The organism is Delftia sp. NA_296.1 (genome assembly GCF_052692095.1).
Map to the genome: position 1 here is coordinate 682,324 of NZ_JBQZGF010000002.1, position 20,280 is coordinate 702,603.

General features: G+C 67.8%; 14 protein-coding genes. 8 read left to right on the forward strand and 6 right to left on the reverse strand.

The window, feature by feature from the left end; genetic code table 11:
- Positions 1 to 26 precede the first annotated feature (26 nt).
- Complete coding sequence (locus ACUTR7_RS07590) at positions 27 to 2,114, forward strand: PAS domain S-box protein (protein ID WP_088165787.1); 2,088 nt, start codon at positions 27 to 29, stop codon at positions 2,112 to 2,114.
- A gap of 16 nt (positions 2,115 to 2,130) precedes the next feature.
- The gene (locus ACUTR7_RS07595) at positions 2,131 to 2,760 is read left to right on the forward strand and encodes a response regulator transcription factor (protein ID WP_012202778.1); all 630 of its coding nucleotides are present in this window, start codon (positions 2,131 to 2,133) and stop codon (positions 2,758 to 2,760) included.
- Between the two features lie 5 nt (positions 2,761 to 2,765).
- Here ACUTR7_RS07595 and ACUTR7_RS07600 read toward each other — a convergent pair whose 3' ends face one another.
- The 3 genes from ACUTR7_RS07600 to ACUTR7_RS07610 form a co-directional block, all read right to left on the reverse strand.
- Positions 2,766 to 4,040 (reverse strand): amino acid deaminase, encoded by a 1,275-nt coding sequence (locus ACUTR7_RS07600; protein WP_445608496.1) that lies wholly within the window; start codon positions 4,038 to 4,040, stop codon positions 2,766 to 2,768.
- Between the two features lie 105 nt (positions 4,041 to 4,145).
- Positions 4,146 to 4,856, reverse strand: a complete 711-nt coding sequence (locus ACUTR7_RS07605) for an OmpA family protein (protein WP_017404061.1) — start codon at positions 4,854 to 4,856, stop codon at positions 4,146 to 4,148.
- A gap of 146 nt (positions 4,857 to 5,002) precedes the next feature.
- Positions 5,003 to 5,173 (reverse strand): hypothetical protein, encoded by a 171-nt coding sequence (locus tag ACUTR7_RS07610; RefSeq protein ID WP_016449371.1) that lies wholly within the window; start codon positions 5,171 to 5,173, stop codon positions 5,003 to 5,005.
- Here ACUTR7_RS07610 and mltA point away from each other — a divergent pair.
- Positions 5,172 to 6,356: a murein transglycosylase A gene (mltA, locus tag ACUTR7_RS07615; protein ID WP_034389752.1), complete on the forward strand. Its 1,185-nt coding sequence runs from the start codon at positions 5,172 to 5,174 to the stop codon at positions 6,354 to 6,356. The two genes, ACUTR7_RS07610 and mltA, sit on opposite strands and share 2 nt — an antisense overlap.
- Positions 6,357 to 6,635: 279 nt before the next feature.
- Here mltA and ACUTR7_RS07620 read toward each other — a convergent pair whose 3' ends face one another.
- Together ACUTR7_RS07620 and ACUTR7_RS07625 are read right to left on the reverse strand one after the other, a co-directional pair.
- Positions 6,636 to 8,306 (reverse strand): MFS transporter, encoded by a 1,671-nt coding sequence (locus tag ACUTR7_RS07620; protein ID WP_445608516.1) that lies wholly within the window; start codon positions 8,304 to 8,306, stop codon positions 6,636 to 6,638.
- Positions 8,307 to 8,557: 251 nt separating this feature from the next.
- Positions 8,558 to 9,061, reverse strand: a complete 504-nt coding sequence (locus ACUTR7_RS07625; protein WP_012202773.1) for an Lrp/AsnC family transcriptional regulator — start codon at positions 9,059 to 9,061, stop codon at positions 8,558 to 8,560.
- A 188-nt stretch (positions 9,062 to 9,249) separates the two neighbouring features.
- Here ACUTR7_RS07625 and ACUTR7_RS07630 point away from each other — a divergent pair, with 188 nt between their 5' ends.
- From ACUTR7_RS07630 to ACUTR7_RS07650, 5 genes are all read left to right on the forward strand, one after another.
- On the forward strand, positions 9,250 to 12,831 hold the full coding sequence (locus ACUTR7_RS07630) for an indolepyruvate ferredoxin oxidoreductase family protein (protein WP_445608497.1): 3,582 nt from the start codon (positions 9,250 to 9,252) through the stop codon (positions 12,829 to 12,831).
- A 331-nt stretch (positions 12,832 to 13,162) separates the two neighbouring features.
- A complete protein-coding gene (gene yajC, locus ACUTR7_RS07635) occupies positions 13,163 to 13,498 on the forward strand; it encodes a preprotein translocase subunit YajC (protein ID WP_012202771.1) in 336 nt (111 codons plus the stop codon).
- 91 nt (positions 13,499 to 13,589) lie between these two features.
- Positions 13,590 to 15,512 (forward strand): protein translocase subunit SecD, encoded by a 1,923-nt coding sequence (gene secD / locus ACUTR7_RS07640; RefSeq protein ID WP_043825337.1) that lies wholly within the window; start codon positions 13,590 to 13,592, stop codon positions 15,510 to 15,512.
- Between the two features lie 13 nt (positions 15,513 to 15,525).
- Positions 15,526 to 16,476 (forward strand): protein translocase subunit SecF, encoded by a 951-nt coding sequence (secF, locus tag ACUTR7_RS07645; RefSeq protein WP_012202769.1) that lies wholly within the window; start codon positions 15,526 to 15,528, stop codon positions 16,474 to 16,476.
- 39 nt (positions 16,477 to 16,515) lie between these two features.
- Positions 16,516 to 18,909, forward strand: coding sequence for a DUF1631 family protein (locus ACUTR7_RS07650; RefSeq protein ID WP_333906282.1), 2,394 nt, complete (start codon positions 16,516 to 16,518; stop codon positions 18,907 to 18,909).
- A gap of 142 nt (positions 18,910 to 19,051) precedes the next feature.
- Here ACUTR7_RS07650 and dprA read toward each other — a convergent pair whose 3' ends face one another.
- The gene (gene dprA / locus ACUTR7_RS07655) at positions 19,052 to 20,257 is read right to left on the reverse strand and encodes a DNA-processing protein DprA (RefSeq protein ID WP_445608498.1); all 1,206 of its coding nucleotides are present in this window, start codon (positions 20,255 to 20,257) and stop codon (positions 19,052 to 19,054) included.
- Between the last annotated feature and the right edge of the window lie 23 nt (positions 20,258 to 20,280).

Here is a 20,280-nt window from a genome sequence, read left to right on the forward strand (position 1 = left end):
ATCCACCGCACCCGCCCATGCCGCCCATGCCGGCCATGTCACCGATGTCGCCCATGCCCGAAGGCCGCTGGCCCTGGCGCCGCTGGCGCACGGCCTGGCGCCGCTGGTCGCTGTGGAGCCTGCTGGTCGCCCTGGTCCTGAGCATGCTCGTCACCATGGTCTGGCTGGCCGGGCGCTACGAGGCCTCCCAGGTCCAGGACAAGCTGGAGCGCGACACGGCCAATGCCGTGGCCGACATACGCGCCGCGCTCAACCGCAACCTGCAGGACCTGCAGGCGCTGAACGCGCCCGACAACGAGCCCGCCGAATGGAAGACCCGCGCCGCCGAGCTGCTGCAGGTGCGCCGCGAGCTGATGCGCATCGAGTGGCGCGACGCAGGCCTGCAGATCCGCTCCCATGCCGAGACCCCCTATCGCAACGTGCAGTGGGAAGACCAGCTGCGCACGAACAACACCCACCCCGAGGCCGTGCTGACCTGCACCCACGCGCGCCGCCTGAACGGCCCCGCCTACTCGCCCAGCTACTTCCAGCTGCTGGCCGAGGGCCTGGGCACGGAGATGATGGAGGTCTGCCTGCCGCTGACGCAAAGCGGCCACATCATCGGCTTCGTCATCGGCACCTACAGCCTGCAAAGCCTGCTCATCACCCAGGTCAGCAAGAACCTGCCGCGCACCCAGGAAGTGTCCTTCACCGAGCCCGACGGCACGCGCCTGGCCCTGCTGGGCGCCTCCTGGCGCGGCACGCGCATGTTCACGGCGCAGCAGCTGCTGGACCTGCCCGGCAGCACCCTGGTGCTGCGCATGGACAGCTGGCACCGCGCGCCCAGCGTGTTCCCCAACGTTCTCACGGCCCTGGTGACGCTGATGTCCATCGCCCTGGTCTCCGTGGTCGCCGTGCTGGTACGCGACAACCGCCGCCGCCTGCGTGCCGAGCGCGACCTGGGCGATGCGCTGGCCTTTCGCAAGGCCATGGAGGACTCGCTGGTCACGGGCCTGCGCGCGCGCGACCTGCAGGGCCGCATCAGCTATGTGAATCCGGCCTTCTGCAACATGGTGGGCTTCACGGCCGAGGAGCTGCTGGGCCTGAGCATCGCGCCCTACTGGCCGCCCGAGCGCGCCGAAATCTACGCGCGCCGGCGCGACAACCGCCTGTCCGGCAACGCACCGCCGCCGCGCGAGGGCCACGAAAGCATCTTCATGCGCAAGGACGGCACACGCATTCCGGTGCTGATCTTCGAGGCGCCGCTGATCAACGCCCAGGGCCAGCACACGGGCTGGATGAGCGCCTTCATCGACATCAGCGAGCAAAAGCGCATGGAAGAGATCTCGCGCGCCTCGCAGGAGCGCCTGCAGGCCACGGCCCGCCTGGCCACCGTGGGCGAAATGGCGTCGCTGCTCAGCCATGAACTCACCCAGCCGCTGGTGGCCATCTCCAGCTACGCCACGGGATCGCTGAACATGCTGGGCAGCGACGACGGTGCGGAGGGTAGCGCCGGCAACGAAGCCCATCTGCGCCAGCAGTTGCAGGACTTGCGCATGGCCATGGAGCGCATCAGCTTCCAGGCCGACCGTGCAGGCCGCGTGATCAAGAGCGTGCGCGACTTCGTGCGGCGTCGCGACCAGTCACGCGAAGTCATAGGTGCCGCCGAACTCATAGACGCCGTGCTGCCGCTGGTCAGCCTGCAGGCGCGCAACCTGGGCGTGCGCGTGACCACCGATATCGAGCCCGGCCTGTCGCCCGTGCTCTGCGATCCGACCATGATTGAGCAGGTGCTGCTCAACCTGGCGCGCAACGGCATGCAGGCCATGGACTCGCCCGAGACCGTGGACCGCGAACTGCAGTTGCGCGTGCGGCGTGCGGCCGCCAGCACGCGCCGCAGCTGGGTGGAATTCGCCGTCATCGACTGCGGCAGCGGCATCCCCAAGCATGTGGCGGAGCAGTTGTTCACGCCCTTCTTCACCACGCGCAACGAGGGCATGGGCCTGGGCCTGAGCCTGTGCCGCACCGTGGTCGAACAGCATGGCGGCCACCTGCAGCACAGCCCGCACAGCCCGCGCGGAACCGTCTTCGCCTTCACGCTGCCGACCCACAACCCGGCACAGGTGGAACCATAGATGGAACAATAGGCCCATGGAACCTGTACCCGACGCCACCGTCTACATCGTCGATGACGACACCGATGTACGCGAAGCGCTGGCCTGGCTGCTGCGCTCGCGCCGCCTGCTCAGCGAATGCTATGACAGCGCAGAGGCCTTCGACGCCATGCTGCAGTCGCGCCCGCCGCCACGCAATCCCTGCTGCCTGCTGCTGGACATGCGCATGGGCGGCATGAGCGGGCTGGCGCTGTTCAACCTCATGCTGGAGCGCAACCAGATCGCGGGCATGCCCGTGATCTTCCTGACCGGCCATGCCGACGTGCCCACGGCCGTGGACACGGTCAAGCGCGGCGCCTTCGATTTCTGCGAGAAGCCCTTTTCGGACAACGCGCTCGTGGACCGCATCGAGCAGGCGCTGGAACTGTCAGCCCAGCACCAGGCCGAGACCCGTGCGCGCGAGGCCGTGCGTGCGCGCTTCAACGAACTGACGGAGCGCGAGCGCGACGTGATGCGGCTGGTGGTGGAGGGCATTCCCAACAAGCTCATCGCCGACCAGCTGGACATCAGCGTGCGCACCGTCGAAGTCCACCGCGCGCGCGTCTTCGACAAGATGCAGGTCAAGTCGGCCGTGGAACTGGCCAACCTGCTGCGCACGCACGGCTGACGTCTTCAGAAATACGTGGCGATCACGTCGACCACGTCGTAGCCATCGTTGACGACGGCCATCTGCCGCCATTTGTCGAAGGTCAGGCAGGGGTGGGAGATATCGAAGGCCAGCATGTCGCCGACGCGCAGGCCATCGTCCTCGGCCACCTTCAGGAAAGCATGCTGGTCCATCATGGCCGTGACCTCCCAATGGGGCGGTGCGGCCACCGGCGCGGCATCACCGGGGCGGTAGCGCAGCGCGGGCCGGGGCGGCACGGCCTCGAAGGCGGTATCGCGCTTGCCCAGCGCCACGATGGCGCGGCCGGGCTCGGGCAGTGACTGCACATAGGCCCAGACCTGCAGCGCAGGCAGCAGGCTGGCACGCATCTGCTGCGCCACGGGGTTGGTCTGGTCGATGCGCTGCTGCGCTGCCTGGTAGATGCCCGCATCATGCGTGAGATAGCAGCCGGGGCGCAGCACCAGATCCAGCGCTCCCCCTATATCGGCCTTGCCGAATTCCTGGGCCACCACGTCGTACCAGGCCGAGCCGGCTCCCGTGAGCACGGCCGGGCTGCGCTGCAATCGTCCGTCGCTTGCGAGCCGCTCAAGCCAATGAACGGCGCGCCGCAGCAGGGTGCGGATGGCATCCTCTTCCTTGAGCACGCCCTCGTAGACCTCGATGCCGGCCAGCCGCACGGCCGCGCCAGCCCTTGCCAGCGCATCCAGCAGCGGCTGCATCTGCGCATCAGAGCGCACACCCGTGCGCCCGCCGGGCGGGCCCAGCTCGATCAGCACCTGCACGGACTGGCCCGCCGCGCCAAAGAAGGCTGCCAGTTGCTCGACCTGCTCGGCGCAGTCCACCAGGCAGAAGAACTCGAAACCGGGATCGGCCAGCAGCTCGGCCACAGCGGCCATATTGCGCCGTCCGATCAGCTGGTTGGCCATGAGCACGCGGCGCACGCCGTGGGCATGGGCCACGCGTGTCTGCTGGGCGGTCGCCAAGGTGATGCCCCAGGCGCCCGCATCGATCTGCTGGCGGAACAGGCGGGGCGCCATGGTCGTCTTGCCGTGGGGCGCGAGCTTGGCGCCGTAGGCGTCCACAAAGCGCTGCATCCAGGCAAGGTTGTGCGCCAGGCGCGACTGCGAGAGCACGGCGGCCGGCAGGCCCAGATCCTCGCGCAGCAGGTTCCAGCCCTGCGCTGCGGCGTCCTGCGGCGTGCAGGGCGCCGACAGTGCACCCAGGCCCTTGTCGAGCGGGCTGACCACGTCGGCCATGCCTGCTGTGCTTGCTTCACTCATACGACTCCCCATTGATGGATGGGTGCCAGCATAGGGCAAGGCAGGTGGCCGCCCACGCAAAAACGCCCCGCGTTGCGGGGCGTTGCATCCGGGCCAGAGCCGGGATCAGCGGGGCTGCTGGTACTGGGGCTGGTATTGCGGCTGCTGTTGATACTGGGGCTGCTGCTGTTGCTGCGGGATCTCGCCCACGAAGATTTCAACGCGGCGGTTCATGGCACGGCCGCTGGCCGAGTCGTTGGAAGCCACGGGCTGGTGCGAGCCACGGCCTTCGGTGGCGATGCGAGCGCCCGAGACGCCGCGCATGGTCAGGTAGTTGCGCGTGCTGTTGGCGCGGTCCAGCGACAGCGGGTTGTTGATGGCGTCCGAGCCGGTGCTGTCCGTGTGGCCGATGATGCGCACCTCGGCATTGGGGTTGTTGCGCAGGCCTTCGGCGAAGCGGTCCAGGATGGGGGCGAAGTTGCCCTTGATGTCGGAACGGTTGGTATCGAACGAGATGTCGCTGGGAATGTCGAGCTTGAGCTGGTTGTCAGCCGTCTGGCTCACGTTCACGCCCGTGCCCTGGGTGGCCTGCTCCATCTCGCGCTTTTGCTTTTCCATGTTCTGCGACCAGATGTAGGTGCCCAGTGCACCCACGCCGGCACCGATCACGGCGCCCGTGCCGGCCCTGCCGCCGGTGACCGCGCCCAGCACGGCGCCGGCTGCAGCGCCCACGCCAGCGCCCGTGGCCGTTCGGCGCTGGGTGTCGCTCATGTTCGCGCAGCCGGAGATGAACAGTGCGGCAGCCGTTGCGGCGGCCAGAACGATGTGCTTGCGCATGGGAAACTCCTTTTTGAATCTTGGGAACGCACCGTGCGGTAGCGCCAGGGTCCCCATTGTGGAAAGCAGGCTGAGCACAGCCTATCAGTGCGGGCAGGGCATACCCGTAGGACGGCGCCCGCTCCGCGAGGCTGCCTCCACGGCCGTCACGGGCCGCTGCGATCCTGCCCGGGAGAGGGTTTGTCTGGAGACGGATGGGAATCCCGTGGCGTGTCCACGGGCAACTCGCCCTTGCGGCGCCCGGAGAACATGGTCCACCACACAATAGCGACCAGAATCACCAAGGCCAGCAGTGCTTCGAGCAAAATCAAACCCATGAATTTCCACCTCCTGCGCCATGCCGCGATGGCGCTGATTGTAGGGACGCTGGTCGCCTGCACGACCACCACCAAGCCGGTCTATGACCCTTCGCCCGTGCCCGACCTGCAGCCGGGAGGCCCGGTCACCGTGACACCCAGGCCCCCGCTGGTCACCAGCACCCCCACCAAGAGCCGCTGGATCGCAGCCGACTGGAGCGAATTGCCCGGCCTGCAGGAAGACGCGCTGCACGAAGCCTGGAATGCCTGGCTCAAGAACTGCGAACGGCCCAGCTCGGTCTTCGCGGGCCTGTGCCGGGACGTGCGCCAGCTGAGCATTGCCACGGGCGACGAGCAGCGCGCCTGGCTCATGGCCAATCTGCAGCCCTACCGCATCGAAGCGCTGGGCGGTGGCCCGGACGGCATGCTGACCGCCTACTACGAGCCCCTGTTCGAGGCGCGGCGCCTGCCGGGCGACGGCTTCAACGTGCCGCTGTACAAGACGCCGGCCGGCGCCGGCTTCGGCAGCCGCAAGCCCTGGTTCTCGCGCCAGCAGATCGAGACGATGCCCGAGGCCCAGGCGGCCCTGGCAGGCCGCGCCATCGCCTGGCTGCGCGACCCCGTCGATGCGATGGTGCTGCACATCCAGGGATCGGGGCGCCTGAACATCACCGAGCCCACAGGCGCGCAACGCACGATCCGCGTCGCCTTTGCGGGCACCAATGACCAGCCCTACAAGAGCGTGGGCCGCTGGCTGCTGGACCAGGGACTGGTGCGCGATGCCACCTGGCCGGGCATCAGCGCCTGGGTGGCCGCCAACCCCGGCCGCGTCAATGAAATGCTGTGGAGCAACCCGCGCTATGTCTTCTTCCGCGAGGAGCCGCTGGAAGGCCTGGACCTGCAATTCGGCCCCAAGGGCGCCCAGGGCGTGGCCCTGACCCCGGGCCGCTCCATCGCCGTGGACAAGCAGAGCATTCCCTACGGCACGCCGGTCTGGCTGTCCACATCCGGGCCCACCGTGGCCCTGAACCGCCTGGTCTTTGCCCAGGACACGGGAAGCGCCATCGTCGGCGCCGTGCGCGCCGACTACTTCATGGGCTGGGGCCCCGAAGCCGGCGACCTGGCCGGCCGCATCAAGCAGAACCTGCGCCTGTGGGCCTTCTGGCCGCGGAGCCTTGCCAGCCAGGCACCGCACTTGAGGTGACCCCCTGAGCGGCTACGCCGCTTCCCCCTCTCTACTCGCTTCGCGAGGGAGGGGGACGACAGCCTCGCTGCGGGGCGGCCCTTGCTCGCTGCCCCCCCGCTTTGGGGTGCGCCAGTTTTATCCTTTGCGCCAAGGCTCGCCCCGCATGGCACAAGACCAGCGCAGACACACCTCCATCCACTGTCCCTCGCTCTGGCGCGGCCCAACGCCAGGGGCGCCGAGCAAGAGCAGCCTCGCTGCGAGGGCGCCGTCCCCCTCAGGGGGAAGGCGCGCAGCGCCTCAGGGGGTATCGAAGTACCTCGTGACGCGCGGCGGTTCCTTGCCCTTGTGATAGGCCAGCTTGCGGTCGCGCAGGGCCACGTCGGCGGCGGTGACGCGGTCGAAGCGGCGCAGGTGCTCGGTCCAGGACTCGTCGATGATCTGCTCCACATAGCGCTCGGGATGGCTCATGCTGTGCAGCAGGCTCCAGCCCAGCGCGCCCTGGCGCATGCGGCTGCGGCGGCTTTCCTGCATGAGGGCGCGGAAGGCCTCGGCCTGGATGGGGTCGATCTGGTACTCGATGGTGACGACCACGCGGCCGGCTTCGGGGATGTTGACCTCGGGGCGCTGGAAGGCCTTGGAGGGACTCAAATCCTCCTCGATCTGGCGGTCGCGCACCAGGCGCTGGACCAGCAGCATGCAGACCACGCCGCTGGCAGCGGCCACCATGAGGCTGCCCCGCACGCCCACCATGCTGGCCACCTGTCCCCAGAGCGCGGCGCCTGTCGCCGTACCGCCCATGATGGACATCTGGTAGATGGACATGCCGCGCGCCCGCACCCAGTTGGGCAAGGCCATCTGGGCCGAGACGCCCAGCACGTTGGCGGTGGAGATCAGCGCCATGCCGGCCAGCATCATGGCCGGCACGGCCATGTAGACATTGGGCGACAGGGCCACGGCCAGCGTGGCCAGCGCATGCACGGCAGAGCCCGACCGGATCAGACTTTCCTTGGACATGGCCTGGCGCAGGCGCGGCAGGAACATGGCGCCCACGATGGCGCCCGCACCCATGGAGGCCAGCAGCAGCGTGAAGGTCTCGGCGCCGCCCCCGCCCTCGGTGGGGCCGTGCAGGCGCTGGGCCACCAGGGGCAGCAAGGCCATCACGGCCGTGCACTGCAGGAAGAAACACACCGTGCGCGCCAGCACCGCATGCATGCGGGGCGACTCGCGCACGAACTGCAGGCCCACGCGCATGGCCGAGGGCAGGCGCTCGCGGCCCAGCGGGTTGGCCACATGGCGGCGCTTCCAGCGGATCAGCACGATGCCCGAGAGGATGGACAGCACGGCGTTCAGCACGAACACCCATGCGCTGCCCAGGCTGGCGATGATGGCGCCGGCCACCAGCGGGCCGATGATGCGCGATGCATTCATGGCCACCGCGTTCAGCGCCATGGCCGAAGGCAGGTGGTGCTTGGGCACGAGTTCGGGGATCAGCGCCGAGAACACGGGCCAGCGCATGGCCAGGCCGATGCCGTTGGCAAAGGTCAGCACCAGCAGCCAGTGCGCCGTCATCTGGCCGGACAGCACGAACAGGCACAGCACCAGGGCCACGGCCGCCACCCAGAACTGGGTGACGATGAAGTAGCGGCGCCGGTCCAGGATGTCGGCCAGCGCGCCGCTGGGCAGGCCCAGCAGGAAGACGGGCAGCGTGGAGGCCGATTGCACCAGGGCCACCAGCACGGGCGAGGTGGTCAGCGAGGTCATGAGCCAGGCCGCCGCCACATCGTTCATCCACATGCAGGTATTGGCCGCCATCCAGATCAGCCATAGCATGCGGAAGGTGGGGCCGGACAGCGGCGCCCAGACGCCCTGCTGGACCTGGGCCGTCTTCTGGCCTTCGGCCTCGGCAGCCGCCTTGTCGGCGGCCGTCATGCCTGACGGGTCTTCGATCAGGGTGCCCGGCGCCCCCATGCCCGAAGGCTCGGCCGGGGGCGGGGTGGAAGGCTCGGGTTCAGAGGCAGGCGGCTGGGCGGGGACTGGTGTTGTTTGTTCTGCGGCCATGTGCCCCTGATTCTCGGCCCAAACGCGGGGGTGGCGCCAGAAATGGTTGTTGCACTAAGAACCACGATCACCGCCTTGCACGGCAGGCGTTTTTTGCTCCTTTTGCAGGAGCACACTGTCGCTTCGGCGCGACCTTCACAGGCCAGTCCGCCGGCCTGCGGCTACTGGTCCGGCAGGCCCTTGCCCGCCATGGGCCCCAGCTGGGACAGGGGCAGCGCATGGCTGGACTTGATCTCGCCCAGCGAGAAACTGGTCTGCATGTCCTTCACATTGGGCAGGTTCAGCAGCGTGTTGCGCGCGAACTGCGCAAAGCTGTCCAGGTCGCGCGCCACCACCTGCAGCTCGAAGGTGCCGGTGCCGCTGATGTAGTGGCAGGTCACGACCTCGGGCAGCTTGCGGATGGCGTCCTCCATCTCCAGCGTCAGCGTGCCGGCCGTGCGCACGGCATCGAGCCGCACGAAGGCCAGCACGCCCAGGCCGATCTTGTGGCGGTCGATGTCGGCGTGGTAGCCGCGGATGAAGCCCGCCTCCTCCAGCGCCCGCACACGGCGCCAGCAGGGCGCGGCCGACAGGCCCACGCGCTGGGCCAGCTCGGCATTGGTCAGGCGCGCATCGGCCTGCAGGTGGCCGAGGATGGCAATGTCGAATTTGTCCAAAGTTTGCACAAAACACCGTCTTCAAGAAAGATTCTTGCCAAGAATACTTGAAACAGCGCAAAGAAAGCAAAGACCTATCAGACGAGCACGAATACACTGAAAAAAGGCGATTTGGTTCAGACAACGAGTGCCGTGCATGCCTCTTTCCCGTTCCGGGCAGGACATGACAGGGCGCCGACCATCGATGGAGACAAGCCATGAATGCCCCACTGCCCGAAGACGTGCGCCGCGCCCTGGAGACGGTCACTCTCGACGACAAATACGCTCTGCAGCACGGCCGTGCGTTCATGAGCGGAGTACAGGCCCTTGTGCGCCTGCCCATGCTTCAGCGCCAGCGCGACGCTGCAGCGGGCCTGAACACCGCAGGCTTCATCAGCGGCTACCGGGGCTCCCCTCTGGGCGGCTATGACCAGGCGCTATGGGCCGCGAAAAAGCACCTCGAATCCAACAACATCGTCTTCCAGCCCGGCGTCAATGAAGAACTGGGCGCCACGGCCGTCTGGGGCACGCAGCAGCTGGATCTCTATCCCGAGACCAAGAAGTTCGACGGCGTCTTCGGCCTGTGGTACGGCAAGGGTCCGGGCGTGGACCGCTGCTCCGACGTGTTCAAGCACGCCAACATGGCGGGCACGGCCCGGCACGGGGGCGTGATCGCGCTGGCCGGCGACGACCATATCAGCAAGAGCAGCACGGCCGCCCACCAGAGCGACCACATCTTCAAGGCCTGCGGCACGCCGGTGTTCTTTCCCAGCAATGTGCAGGACATCCTGGACATGGGGCTGCACGCCTTTGCCATGAGCCGCTTCTCCGGCCTGTGGTCGGGCATGAAGACCATCCAGGAGGTGGTGGAGTCCTCGGCCAGCGTGTCGGTGGAGCCGGACCGCGTGAACATCATCCTGCCCGAGGACTTCCAGATGCCGCCCGGCGGCCTGCACATCCGCTGGCCCGATGCGCCGCTGGAGCAGGAGCAGCGGCTGATGAATTACAAGTGGTATGCGGCCCTGGCCTATGTGCGCGCCAACCGGCTCAACCACAACGTGATCGACGGTCCTAACGACCGCTTCGGCCTGATCGCCAGCGGCAAGGCCTACAACGACATGCGCCAGGCCCTGGCCGACCTGGGCCTGGACGACGACACCTGCCGCCAGCTGGGCATACGCGTGCACAAGGTCAACGTGGTCTGGCCGCTGGAGGCCACCATCACGCGCGACTTCGCGCGCGGCCTGCAGGAAATCCTGGTGGTGGAGGAAAAGCGCCAGGTCATCGAATACCAGATCAAGGAAGAGCTGTACAACTGGCGCTCCGACGTGCGGCCCAACGTGGTCGGCAAGTTCAGCGATGAGCACGGCGGCGAATGGTCGGTGCCCAATCCCAGCCAGGACTGGCTGCTGCGCCCCAATGCGGACCTGACGCCGGCCCTCATCGCGCGCGCCATCGTCCAGCGCCTGACCAAGATCGGCGTGCCCGAACACATCGCCCAGCGCATGCACGAGCGCATTGCCGTGCTGGACGCCCGCGAGGCCGCGCTCAAGGCCGCCCAGAGCCAGCCCACGGGCGACCGCGTGCCATGGTTTTGCAGCGGCTGCCCGCACAACACCAGCACCCGCGTGCCCGAGGGCAGCCGCGCCGTGGCCGGCATCGGCTGCCACTACATGACGGTGTGGATGGACCGCTCCACCAGCACCTTCACGCAGATGGGTGGCGAGGGCGTGACCTGGGTGGGCCAGGCGCCCTTCACCAAGGACGCGCATGTCTTCGCCAACCTGGGCGACGGCACCTACTTCCACAGCGGCCTGCTGGCGATACGCCAGAGCATCGCGGCCGGCGTGAACATCACCTACAAGCTGCTGTACAACGACGCCGTGGCCATGACGGGCGGCCAGCGCGTGGGCGAGCGGCCCGAGGGCCACTCGGTGCTGCAGATCATGAACAGCCTCAAGTCCGAGGGCGTGGCCAAACTGGTCATCGTCACCGACGAGCCCGCCAAGTACGACGGCGTGCCGCTGGCCGAGGGCGTGACCGTGCACCACCGCGACGAGCTGGACCGCATCCAGCGCGAGTTCCGCACCCTCAAGGGCTGCACGGCCATCATCTACGACCAGACCTGCGCCACCGAAAAGCGCCGCCGCCGCAAACGCGGCACGCTGGCCACGCCCGACAAGACCGTGGTCATCAACGAATTGGTCTGCGAAGGCTGCGGCGACTGCTCGGTGCAGTCCAACTGCCTGTCGGTCGAGCCGGTGGAGACCGAGTTCGGCCGCAAGCGCCGCATCAACCAGAACACCTGCAACAAGGACTACTCCTGCGTGAAGGGCTTTTGCCCCAGCTTCGTCACCATCGAAGGCGGCCAGCTCAAGAAGCCCAAGAAGGAGAAGAAGGGCGACCTGTCCGTGCTGCCCGCCATCCCGGAGCCTGTGCTCCCCGTGGCCGAGCAGGCCTGGGGCATCGTGGTGGCCGGTGTCGGCGGCACGGGCGTGATCACCATCGGCTCGCTGCTGGGCATGGCCGCCCACCTGGAGGGCAAGGGCGTGATCACCCAGGATGCGGCCGGCCTGGCGCAAAAGGGCGGCTCCACCTGGAGCCACATCCAGATCGCCAACCGCCCCGAGGCCATCTACACCACCAAGGTGGACATGGCCAAGGCCGACCTGGTGATCGGCTGCGACCCCATCGTCACGGCCACGCCGACCACCATGTCCGTGATGCAGCCAGGCCGCACCTTCGTGGCGCTCAACAGCCACGGCTCGCCCACGGCAGCCTTCGTCACCAACCCTGACTGGCAGGCGCCGGACGACCGCTGCGCCAGCGCCCTGGCCCAGGCCGTGGGACCCGAGCTGCTGGGCAGCTTCGACGCCGAGCAGGTGGCCGTGCAGCTGCTGGGCGACAGCATCTACACCAACCCGCTGATCCTGGGCTACGCCTGGCAAAAGGGCCGCGTGCCGCTGTCGCACGCCGCGCTGATGCGCGCCATCGAACTCAACGGCGTGCAGGCCGACAACAACAAGGCCGCCTTCGAGTGGGGCCGCCGCTGCGCCCATGACCTGGCTGCCGTGCGTGCCCTGTTCCAGACGGCCCAGGTGATCCAGTTCGTCAAGAAGCCTTCGCTGACCGAGATGGTGGCCAAGCGCGTGGACTTCCTCACGGGCTACCAGAACGCCGCCTATGCGGCCGAGTACCAGGCCTTCGTGGACAAGGTCCATGCCGCCGAGCGCGGCGTGGCGGGCTCCGGCACGCGCCTGTCGGAGGCCGTGGCCCGATATCTGTTCAAACTCATGGCCTACAAGGATGAGTACGAGGTCGCGCGCCTGCACACCGATGCGGCCTTCAGCCAGCGCATCGCCGGCATGTTCGAGGGCGACTACCGCGTGGTCCACCACCTGGCGCCGCCATCGTCGGCCGGCAAGGACGAGCACGGCCATCTGGTCAAGAAGTCCTACGGTCCCTGGATGCGCAAGGCCATGGAAGTGCTGGCGAAGATGAAGGGCCTGCGCGGCACGGCGCTGGACCCCTTCGGCCGCACGCAGGAGCGCCGCACCGAGCGCGCCCTGATCCAGGAATACCGCCAGTGCATCGAAGGCCTGCTGGCCGAACTCACGCCCGAGCGCCTGGCGCTGGCCGTAGAGATCGCCAGCATTCCCGAGGACATCCGCGGCTACGGCCATGTCAAGGAGCGCAACCTGGCAGCGGCCCGCATCAAGTGGAAGGCGCTGATGGCACGCTGGAGCGCACCGTCACGGGGTGCCGGCAGCGCGGGCAAGCCCGCCGTCGGCGTCGCCTGAAACCACACGGACCGCCCCGCTCCAGGGGCCTCCTGTAAGATCGCTGCCGCCGCCCGCACCACAAGGTGTGGGCGGCGCGGCTCCGTCAGGGTCCGTTCCATGGACCGTCAAGCCGGGCGCAAAAATCACGAAAAACCGCGCTCCACCCCTTTAAAAACGGCAGATGGCAGCCAGTTGCAGCCATCGTCGCCGAAAAACCCGCAGCCGCCAGATCCTGGCAGCCCATGTGGGTCAGGGCTGACGCATACAATGCTCCGTTCTCCTGCGCGGGCCCGTGCATACGGCGTGCGCAGCGACCCTTTTTCGACCTTCCAATTCTGGAGTCTTGCCCGTGTTTATTTCTTCCGCTTTTGCCCAGACCGCACCCGCAGCAGCAGCCTCCGGTGGCGACTTCATGTCGCAGCTGTACGGCATGGCACCACTGGCACTGATGTTCGTGGTGCTGTACTTCGTGATGATCCGCCCCCAGATGAAGCGCCAGAAGGAGCACCGCTCCATGATCGAGGCGCTGGCCAAGGGCGACGAAGTGGCAACGTCCGGCGGCATCATCGGCCGCGTGACACGCATGTCCGAGCAATTCCTGCACATCGAGATCGCCTCGGGTGTGGAAGTCCAGATCCAGCGCAGCGCCGTCGTACAGGTGCTGCCCAAGGACACGCTGAAGTAAGCGCTGTCCCTGTCTTGCGGGTGTGCGGACCGCGCAGGCGGCAGCACACCCTTTTGTGCGTTGCTGTCTACAAAGAGCGAAGAGCGCGATCATGAACCGATATCCGGTCTGGAAGTACGCGATCATCGTGATCGCGCTGCTGGTGGGGGTGCTCTACACCCTGCCCAATTTTTTCGGTGAGGCGCCTGCGGTGCAGGTCTCCTCGGCCAAGGCCACCATCAAGGTGGACAACGCGGTGCTGCACAGGGTCGAGGAGGCCCTGAAGGCTGCCGATGTCAAGCCCGATGTGCTGACCATCGAGGGCACCTCGGTGCGGGCGCGCTTCAACACGCCCGACGAGCAGCTCAAGGCCAAGGACGTGATCCAGAAGGCCCTGATCCCCGATGCCAACGACCCGGCCTACATCGTGGCGCTGAACCTGGTGTCGCGGTCGCCGCAATGGCTCACGGCCGTCGGCGCCAAGCCCATGTACCTGGGCCTGGACCTGCGCGGTGGCGTGCACTTCATGCTGCAGGTGGACATGGCTGCGGCCCTGACCAAGAAGGCCGACTCCTTTGCCGGCGACCTGCGCACCTCGCTGCGCGACAAGAACATCCGCCACGGCGGCGTCTCGCGCAACGGCAACACCGTCGAGATCCGCGTGCGCGACGAGGCCATGCTCACGGCCGCACGCAATCTGGTCACCGACCAGTTCCCCGATCTGGCGGCCACCTCCGAGCCTGATGGCGCCGGCTTCAAGCTGCTGGCCTCCATCAAGCCCGAAGCCCTGCGCAAGGTGCAGGAGCAGGCGCTCAAGCAGAACATCGTCACCCTGCACAACCGGATCAACGAGCTGGGCGTGGCCGAGCCCGTGATCCAGCAGCAGGGTCTGGACCGCATCATCGTCCAGCTGCCCGGCGTGCAGGACACGGCCAAGGCCAAGGACATCCTGGGCCGCACGGCCACGCTGGAAGTGCGCCTGGTCGACGAATCCTCCGAGGCGCGCGGCGCCGAGCTGGGCTCGGGCCCCGTGCCCTTCGGCTCCGAGCGCTACCTGGACCGCAACGCCCAGGCCGTGATCGTGCAAAAGCAGGTCGTGCTGACCGGCGAGAACCTCACCGACGCACAGCCCGGCTTCGACAGCCAGACCCAGGAACCCACGGTCAACCTGGTGCTCGATGCCAAGGGCGCGCGCATCTTCAAGGACATCACGCGTGAGAACGTGGGCAAGCGCATGGCCATCATCCTGTTCGAAAAGGGCAAGGGCGAGGTCGTGACGGCTCCCGTGATCCGTACCGAGATCGGTGGCGGACGCGTGCAGATCTCGGGCCGCATGACCACGGCGGAAGCCAACGACACGGCCCTGCTGCTGCGCGCCGGCTCGCTGGCCGCGCCCATGGAGATCATCGAGGAATACACCATCGGCCCCAGCCTGGGCGCCGACAACATCAACCGCGGCATCCACTCCGTGGTCTGGGGCCTGGTGGCCATCGCGGCCTTCATGTGCGTGTACTACATGCTGTTCGGCGTGATCTCCACGGTGGCCCTGTCGGTCAACGTGCTGCTGCTGCTGGCCATCCTGTCCATGCTGCAGGCCACGCTGACCCTGCCCGGCATCGCCGCCATGGCGCTGGCTCTGGGCGTGGCCATCGACTCCAACGTGCTGATCAACGAGCGCATTCGCGAGGAACTGCGCGGCGGCGTCTCGCCGCAGGCCGCCATCCATGCGGGCTACGAGAACGCATGGCACACCATCCTGGACTCGAACGTGACCACGCTGATCGCGGGCCTGGCGCTGCTGGCCTTCGGCTCCGGCCCGGTGCGCGGCTTCGCCGTGGTGCACTGCATCGGCATCCTGACCAGCATGTTCTCGGCCGTGTTCTTCTCGCGCGGTCTGGTCAACCTCTGGTACGGCCGCCGCAAGAAGCTCAAGAGCATCTCCATCGGCCAGGTCTGGAAGCCGGAAGACACCAGCCAGCTGCGCTCCGTGGCTGCCAAGGGTTCCAGCGTCGCCGATTCCGGCGCCAACAACTGAAAGGGGGAAGACCATGGAGTTCTTCCGCATCCGCAAAGACATCCCCTTCATGAAGTACGCGTTGGTCCTCAACGCGATCTCCTTCATCACCTTCGCGCTGGCCGTGTTCTTCCTGCTCACGCGCGGCCTGCACCTGTCCGTGGAGTTCACGGGCGGCACCGTGATGGAGGTGGCCTATACCCAGACCGCCGACATCGCCAAGGTGCGCGATACCGTCTCCAAGCTGGGCTACAGCGACGTCACGGTGCAGAACTTCGGCACGTCGCGCGACGTGATGATCCGCCTGCCCGTGCAAAAGGACGTGTCCTCCGCGCAGCAAAGCGAGCAGGTGCTCACGGCGCTCAAGAAGGAAGACGCCGAAGTCACGCTGCGCCGCACCGAGTTCGTGGGCCCGCAGGTGGGTGACGAGCTCATGCACAACGGCCTGATGGCACTGGGCTTCGTGGTGCTGGGCATCGTGATCTACCTGGCCATGCGCTTCGAGTGGAAGTTCGGCGTGGCCGCCGTGATCGCCAACCTGCACGACGTGGTCATCATCCTGGGCTTCTTCGCGTTCTTCCAGTGGGAGTTCTCGCTGTCCGTGCTGGCCGGCGTGCTGGCCGTGCTGGGCTACTCGGTCAACGAGTCGGTCGTGATCTTCGACCGTATCCGCGAAGCCTTCCGCAAGTTCCGCAAGCTCAGCACCACCGAGGTGATCGACCACGCCATCACCAGCACGATGAGCCGCACCATCATCACCCACGCCTCCACCGAGGCCATGGTGCTGTCCATGTTCTTCTTCGGCGGTCCCAGCCTGCACTACTTCGCGCTGGCGCTGACCATCGGCATCCTGTTCGGGATCTATTCCTCGGTCTTCGTGGCCGCCGCCATCGCCATGTGGCTGGGCGTCAAGCGCGAGGATCTGATCAAGGCGCCCAAGGCTTCCACGGACCCCAACGATCCCAACGCCGGCGCCACTGTGTAAGCGAATGTTCTAGCTCCAGACCGGCTTACACTCGCGGGCATGCCCTCCCTGCCCACCCCTTCCAACGCGCCTGCTGGCACCCAGTCTTCACTGGGCCAGCAGGCGCGTTTGCATTGGGTGCGTGGACTGTGCAAGGGCCTGCCCGGCGTGGCCCAGCAGCTGCTGGCCCAGATGGAACAACAAGCCCAGGCCGTGGGCACCGCACGTGAAATGCAGGAGCGTCGCGAGGCCTGGTCCAGCTACCGCCAGCACCAGGCGGCCTGGCTGAATGCCTGCATGCAGGCCCTGCAGGGCGCACTGCAGCCGGGCAGGGCCACACCGGCCTCCGTGCCACAGCGCGGGGCGCTGCAGTTCGAACTGCTCAGCGACGATGTGGTGGAGAACAAGATCCTGGCCTCCCGCATGGCGCTGGCCATGGGTGAAACCACGGCACCCGTCTTCGATACGCTGCGCCTGCGCATGCAGGCCATCGAAAACCAGGAACTGCCATCCGACGACATTCTGCGCAGCGAGTCCGTGTGCCGCCATCTGGTCGAGCAATGGCTCGCCAGCGGCCTGCAGCGCGGCGATCTGCAGCGCGTGAACGATCTGCTGCAGACAGCCCTGGCACCGCTGCTGGTGGCCGGATACCAGGCGGCCCACCAGCTGCTGGACGGCCAGGGCGTCACCCGTTCGCAGGACGTGGCCATGCGGGTGCGGCGCACCGAGGGCGGCCACTCCACGCGCGCCATGGGCCTGGGCCCGGCCACGGCGCCTGCCTCGACCTCGCAGCCTTCCTCGGCCTATGCGCCCACGCAGATGGGTGGCGTGCCGGGCGCTGCCGCCTCCTATCCGCCCAACGGAGCACTGCCCCAGGGCCAGATGCCCGTGGGCCTGACAACACTTTCGCGTGCACGCCACCGCGCCCATGAAGTCGTGGGCCAACTGCGCCGCCTGCTCATGCAGCCGGGCGTGGGCGTGCCGGGCCTGGTGCCCGGCGTGGGCGGCGTGGGCGGTGGCCTGCAGCAGGCCCCCGCATCGGCCGCGCTGACCCAGGCCCTGCTGGAGCAGCGCGTCGTGGCCCAGACGCAGTACCAGCAGATGCTGGCCCGGGGACTGACCACGCTGCAAATCGATGCCAGCCCGGCCGCCATCGGCCAGTTGGTGGGCCAGGTGCGCGAGCGCTCGGCCGAGCTCAAGCGCAAGGCCACAACCTCGGGTGAAAAGGCCACCATCGAGATCGTGGCCCTGATGTTCCAGGCCATCCTGACCGAGGACCGCATCCCGCCCTCGGTGCGCGTATGGTTTGCCCGGCTGCAGGTGCCCGTGCTGCGCGTGGCCCTGGCCGAGCCGGAATTCTTCAGCAACCTGCGCCACCCGGCCCGGCTGCTGATCGACCGCCTGGGTTCGTGCGTGATGGGGTTCGACGCCTCCAGCATCAGCGGCAGCGCGCTGGAGTCGGAGATCCGGCGCATCGTCCAGGTCATCGAGCAGTACCCGGAGACCGGCCAGAAGGTCTTCGTGCTGGTGCTGCGCGAGTTCGAGGACTTCCTGGCGCGCTACCTGACCCAGTCGCAGGACAAGGCCAAGATCGTCAGCGTGGCCCAGCAGGTGGAGCAAAAGGAAACCCTGGCCATCCAGTACACGATCGAGCTGCGCCACCTGCTCACCGACATGCCGGTGCGCGAAGAGATCCGCGAGTTCCTGTTCAAGACCTGGACCGAGGTGCTGGCCCTGGCCGCCGTGCGCCACGGCGCCAAGGACGCGCGCACCATGCGCTTCAAGCAGGCCGCCAGCGAACTGGTCTGGGCCGCCAGCGCCAAGCCCACGCGCCAGGAACGCTCGCGCGTGATCCAGACGCTGCCGACGCTGCTGCAGACGCTGCGCGAAGGGCTGGCCCTGATCGGCGTCACGGGCGAGGGGCAGTCCGCACGCATCAAGCTGGTCACCGACACGCTGGCCGAAGCCTTCGTCTCCAAGACAGCGACCATCGCACCGGCCCGCATCGAGGCCATGGCCCAGCGACTGTCCCATCTGGAGCAGTACATCAGCGAAGACGGCATGCTCGACGAGGACATGCCGCTGTCGCCCGAGAACATCGAGATGATCCTGGGCGTGGACACGGCCGGGCTCAACGTCATCCCGAGCACCAACACCCCCGTGGACCCGGTGATGCTGGAGTGGGCCACCTCGCTGGAGCCGGGCCGCTGGTTCACGCTGGACCACAACGGCGCGCGCATCCAGGTGCAATACACCTGGCGCAGCCGCCGCAAGCAGCTGCACCTGTTCGCCGCGCTCGATGGCACCTGCCACCTGCTGCAGCTGCGGCGCATGGCCTCCTACCTGCAGTCCGGCCTGCTGTCCGTGCATGACGAAGAGGCGCTCACGGTGCGCGCGACGCGCGATGCGCTGGAGAAGATTCAGGCGAACCCTGAAAGACTCGGCACCCCCTGAGGCGCTGCGCGCCTTCCCCCGTGGCACGGCGCCTCTCTACTTGCTTCGCAAGGGAGGGGGACGACGCCCTCGGCTAGGCGCCCCCACCGCGAGGCGGCTCTTGCTCGGCGTCCCTGATGTTGGAGTGCGCCAGTTTTTGAGCTCAGGCCTGGGCCAGGCGCTGGAACAGGCCGCCGGGCAGGCGCTCCACGCGGCCTTCCAGTTCAAGCTCCAGCAGGTGGGCCTGCAGGGCTGCGGCATCCATGCCGGTGCGGTCCATGAGCTCGTCCAGCGACAACGGGTCGTGGGCCAGGGCGCGCAGGGTGGCGTCGTTCTCATGGTCCTGTGCGGACTGGACAGCTGCCGCTGCCGGTACCTGTTTGGCAAGCGGCAGGCGCACGGCCGTTCCCTGCAGTTCATCGAGCACGTCCTGCGCCGTTTCCACGAGCTTGGCGCCCTGGCGCAGCAGCGCATGGCAGCCGCGCGACTGGGGCGCGTGGATGGAGCCGGGGATGGCAAAGACCTCGCGGCCCTGTTCGCTGGCCAGCCTGGCCGTGATCAGCGAGCCCGATTGCAGGGCCGCCTCGACCACCAGCGTGCCCTGGGACAGGCCCGCAATGATGCGGTTGCGCTGCGGAAAGTGAGCGGCCATGGGGCCGGTGCCCAGCGGATATTCGCTGACGATCAGCCCGTGGCAGGCCACTTCGCGGGCCAGGCCGATGTGGCGCCGTGGATAGACCTGGTCCAGGCCCGTGCCGACGACGGCAATGGTGACGGGCGCCGCCTGGGCGCCGGTGCGCAGCACCGCGCGCAGTGCGCCCTCATGGGCAGCGCCATCAACGCCCTGCGCCAGTCCGGAGACGATGCACAGGCCGGCCTCGGCCAGCGCCTGCGCCATGGCGCGCGCATTGGCGGCGCCCTGGACCGTCGGCCCGCGGCTGCCGACCATGGCCAGGGACTGTGGATAGGGAAACCAGGGACCAGAACCTACCATGCAGCGCTCGCTGCCCTGCACATGCAGCAGCAGCGGCGGATCTTCGGTCTGCAGCAGCGCCTGCGGATACTGGGGATGGCCCAGCGCAAGCACGGCATGCAACTGCCCGGAAGCGGGCTGGTCCAGCCATTGCACCGTGGCCGCCACAAGCTGCTCCAGGCGCTGGGGCACGGTCTGCAGCGAATGGGCCTGTGCCGCCGTCACCAGGCCGTGCCAGGCGGCTGGAGGGCCGCTCCAGATGTTCTGCGCGCCACCGCAGGCCGCCAGCAGGCGCCGCGCCGTGGTGCGGCCCACACCGGGCGTCAGCAGCAGCCGAAGCCAGGCGGACAGCTCCTCGGGAGCGAGCCGGTCGGTGGACTGCAAGGCGGCCGCCATGGCGTTGCCGGCAGGCCGCTGGG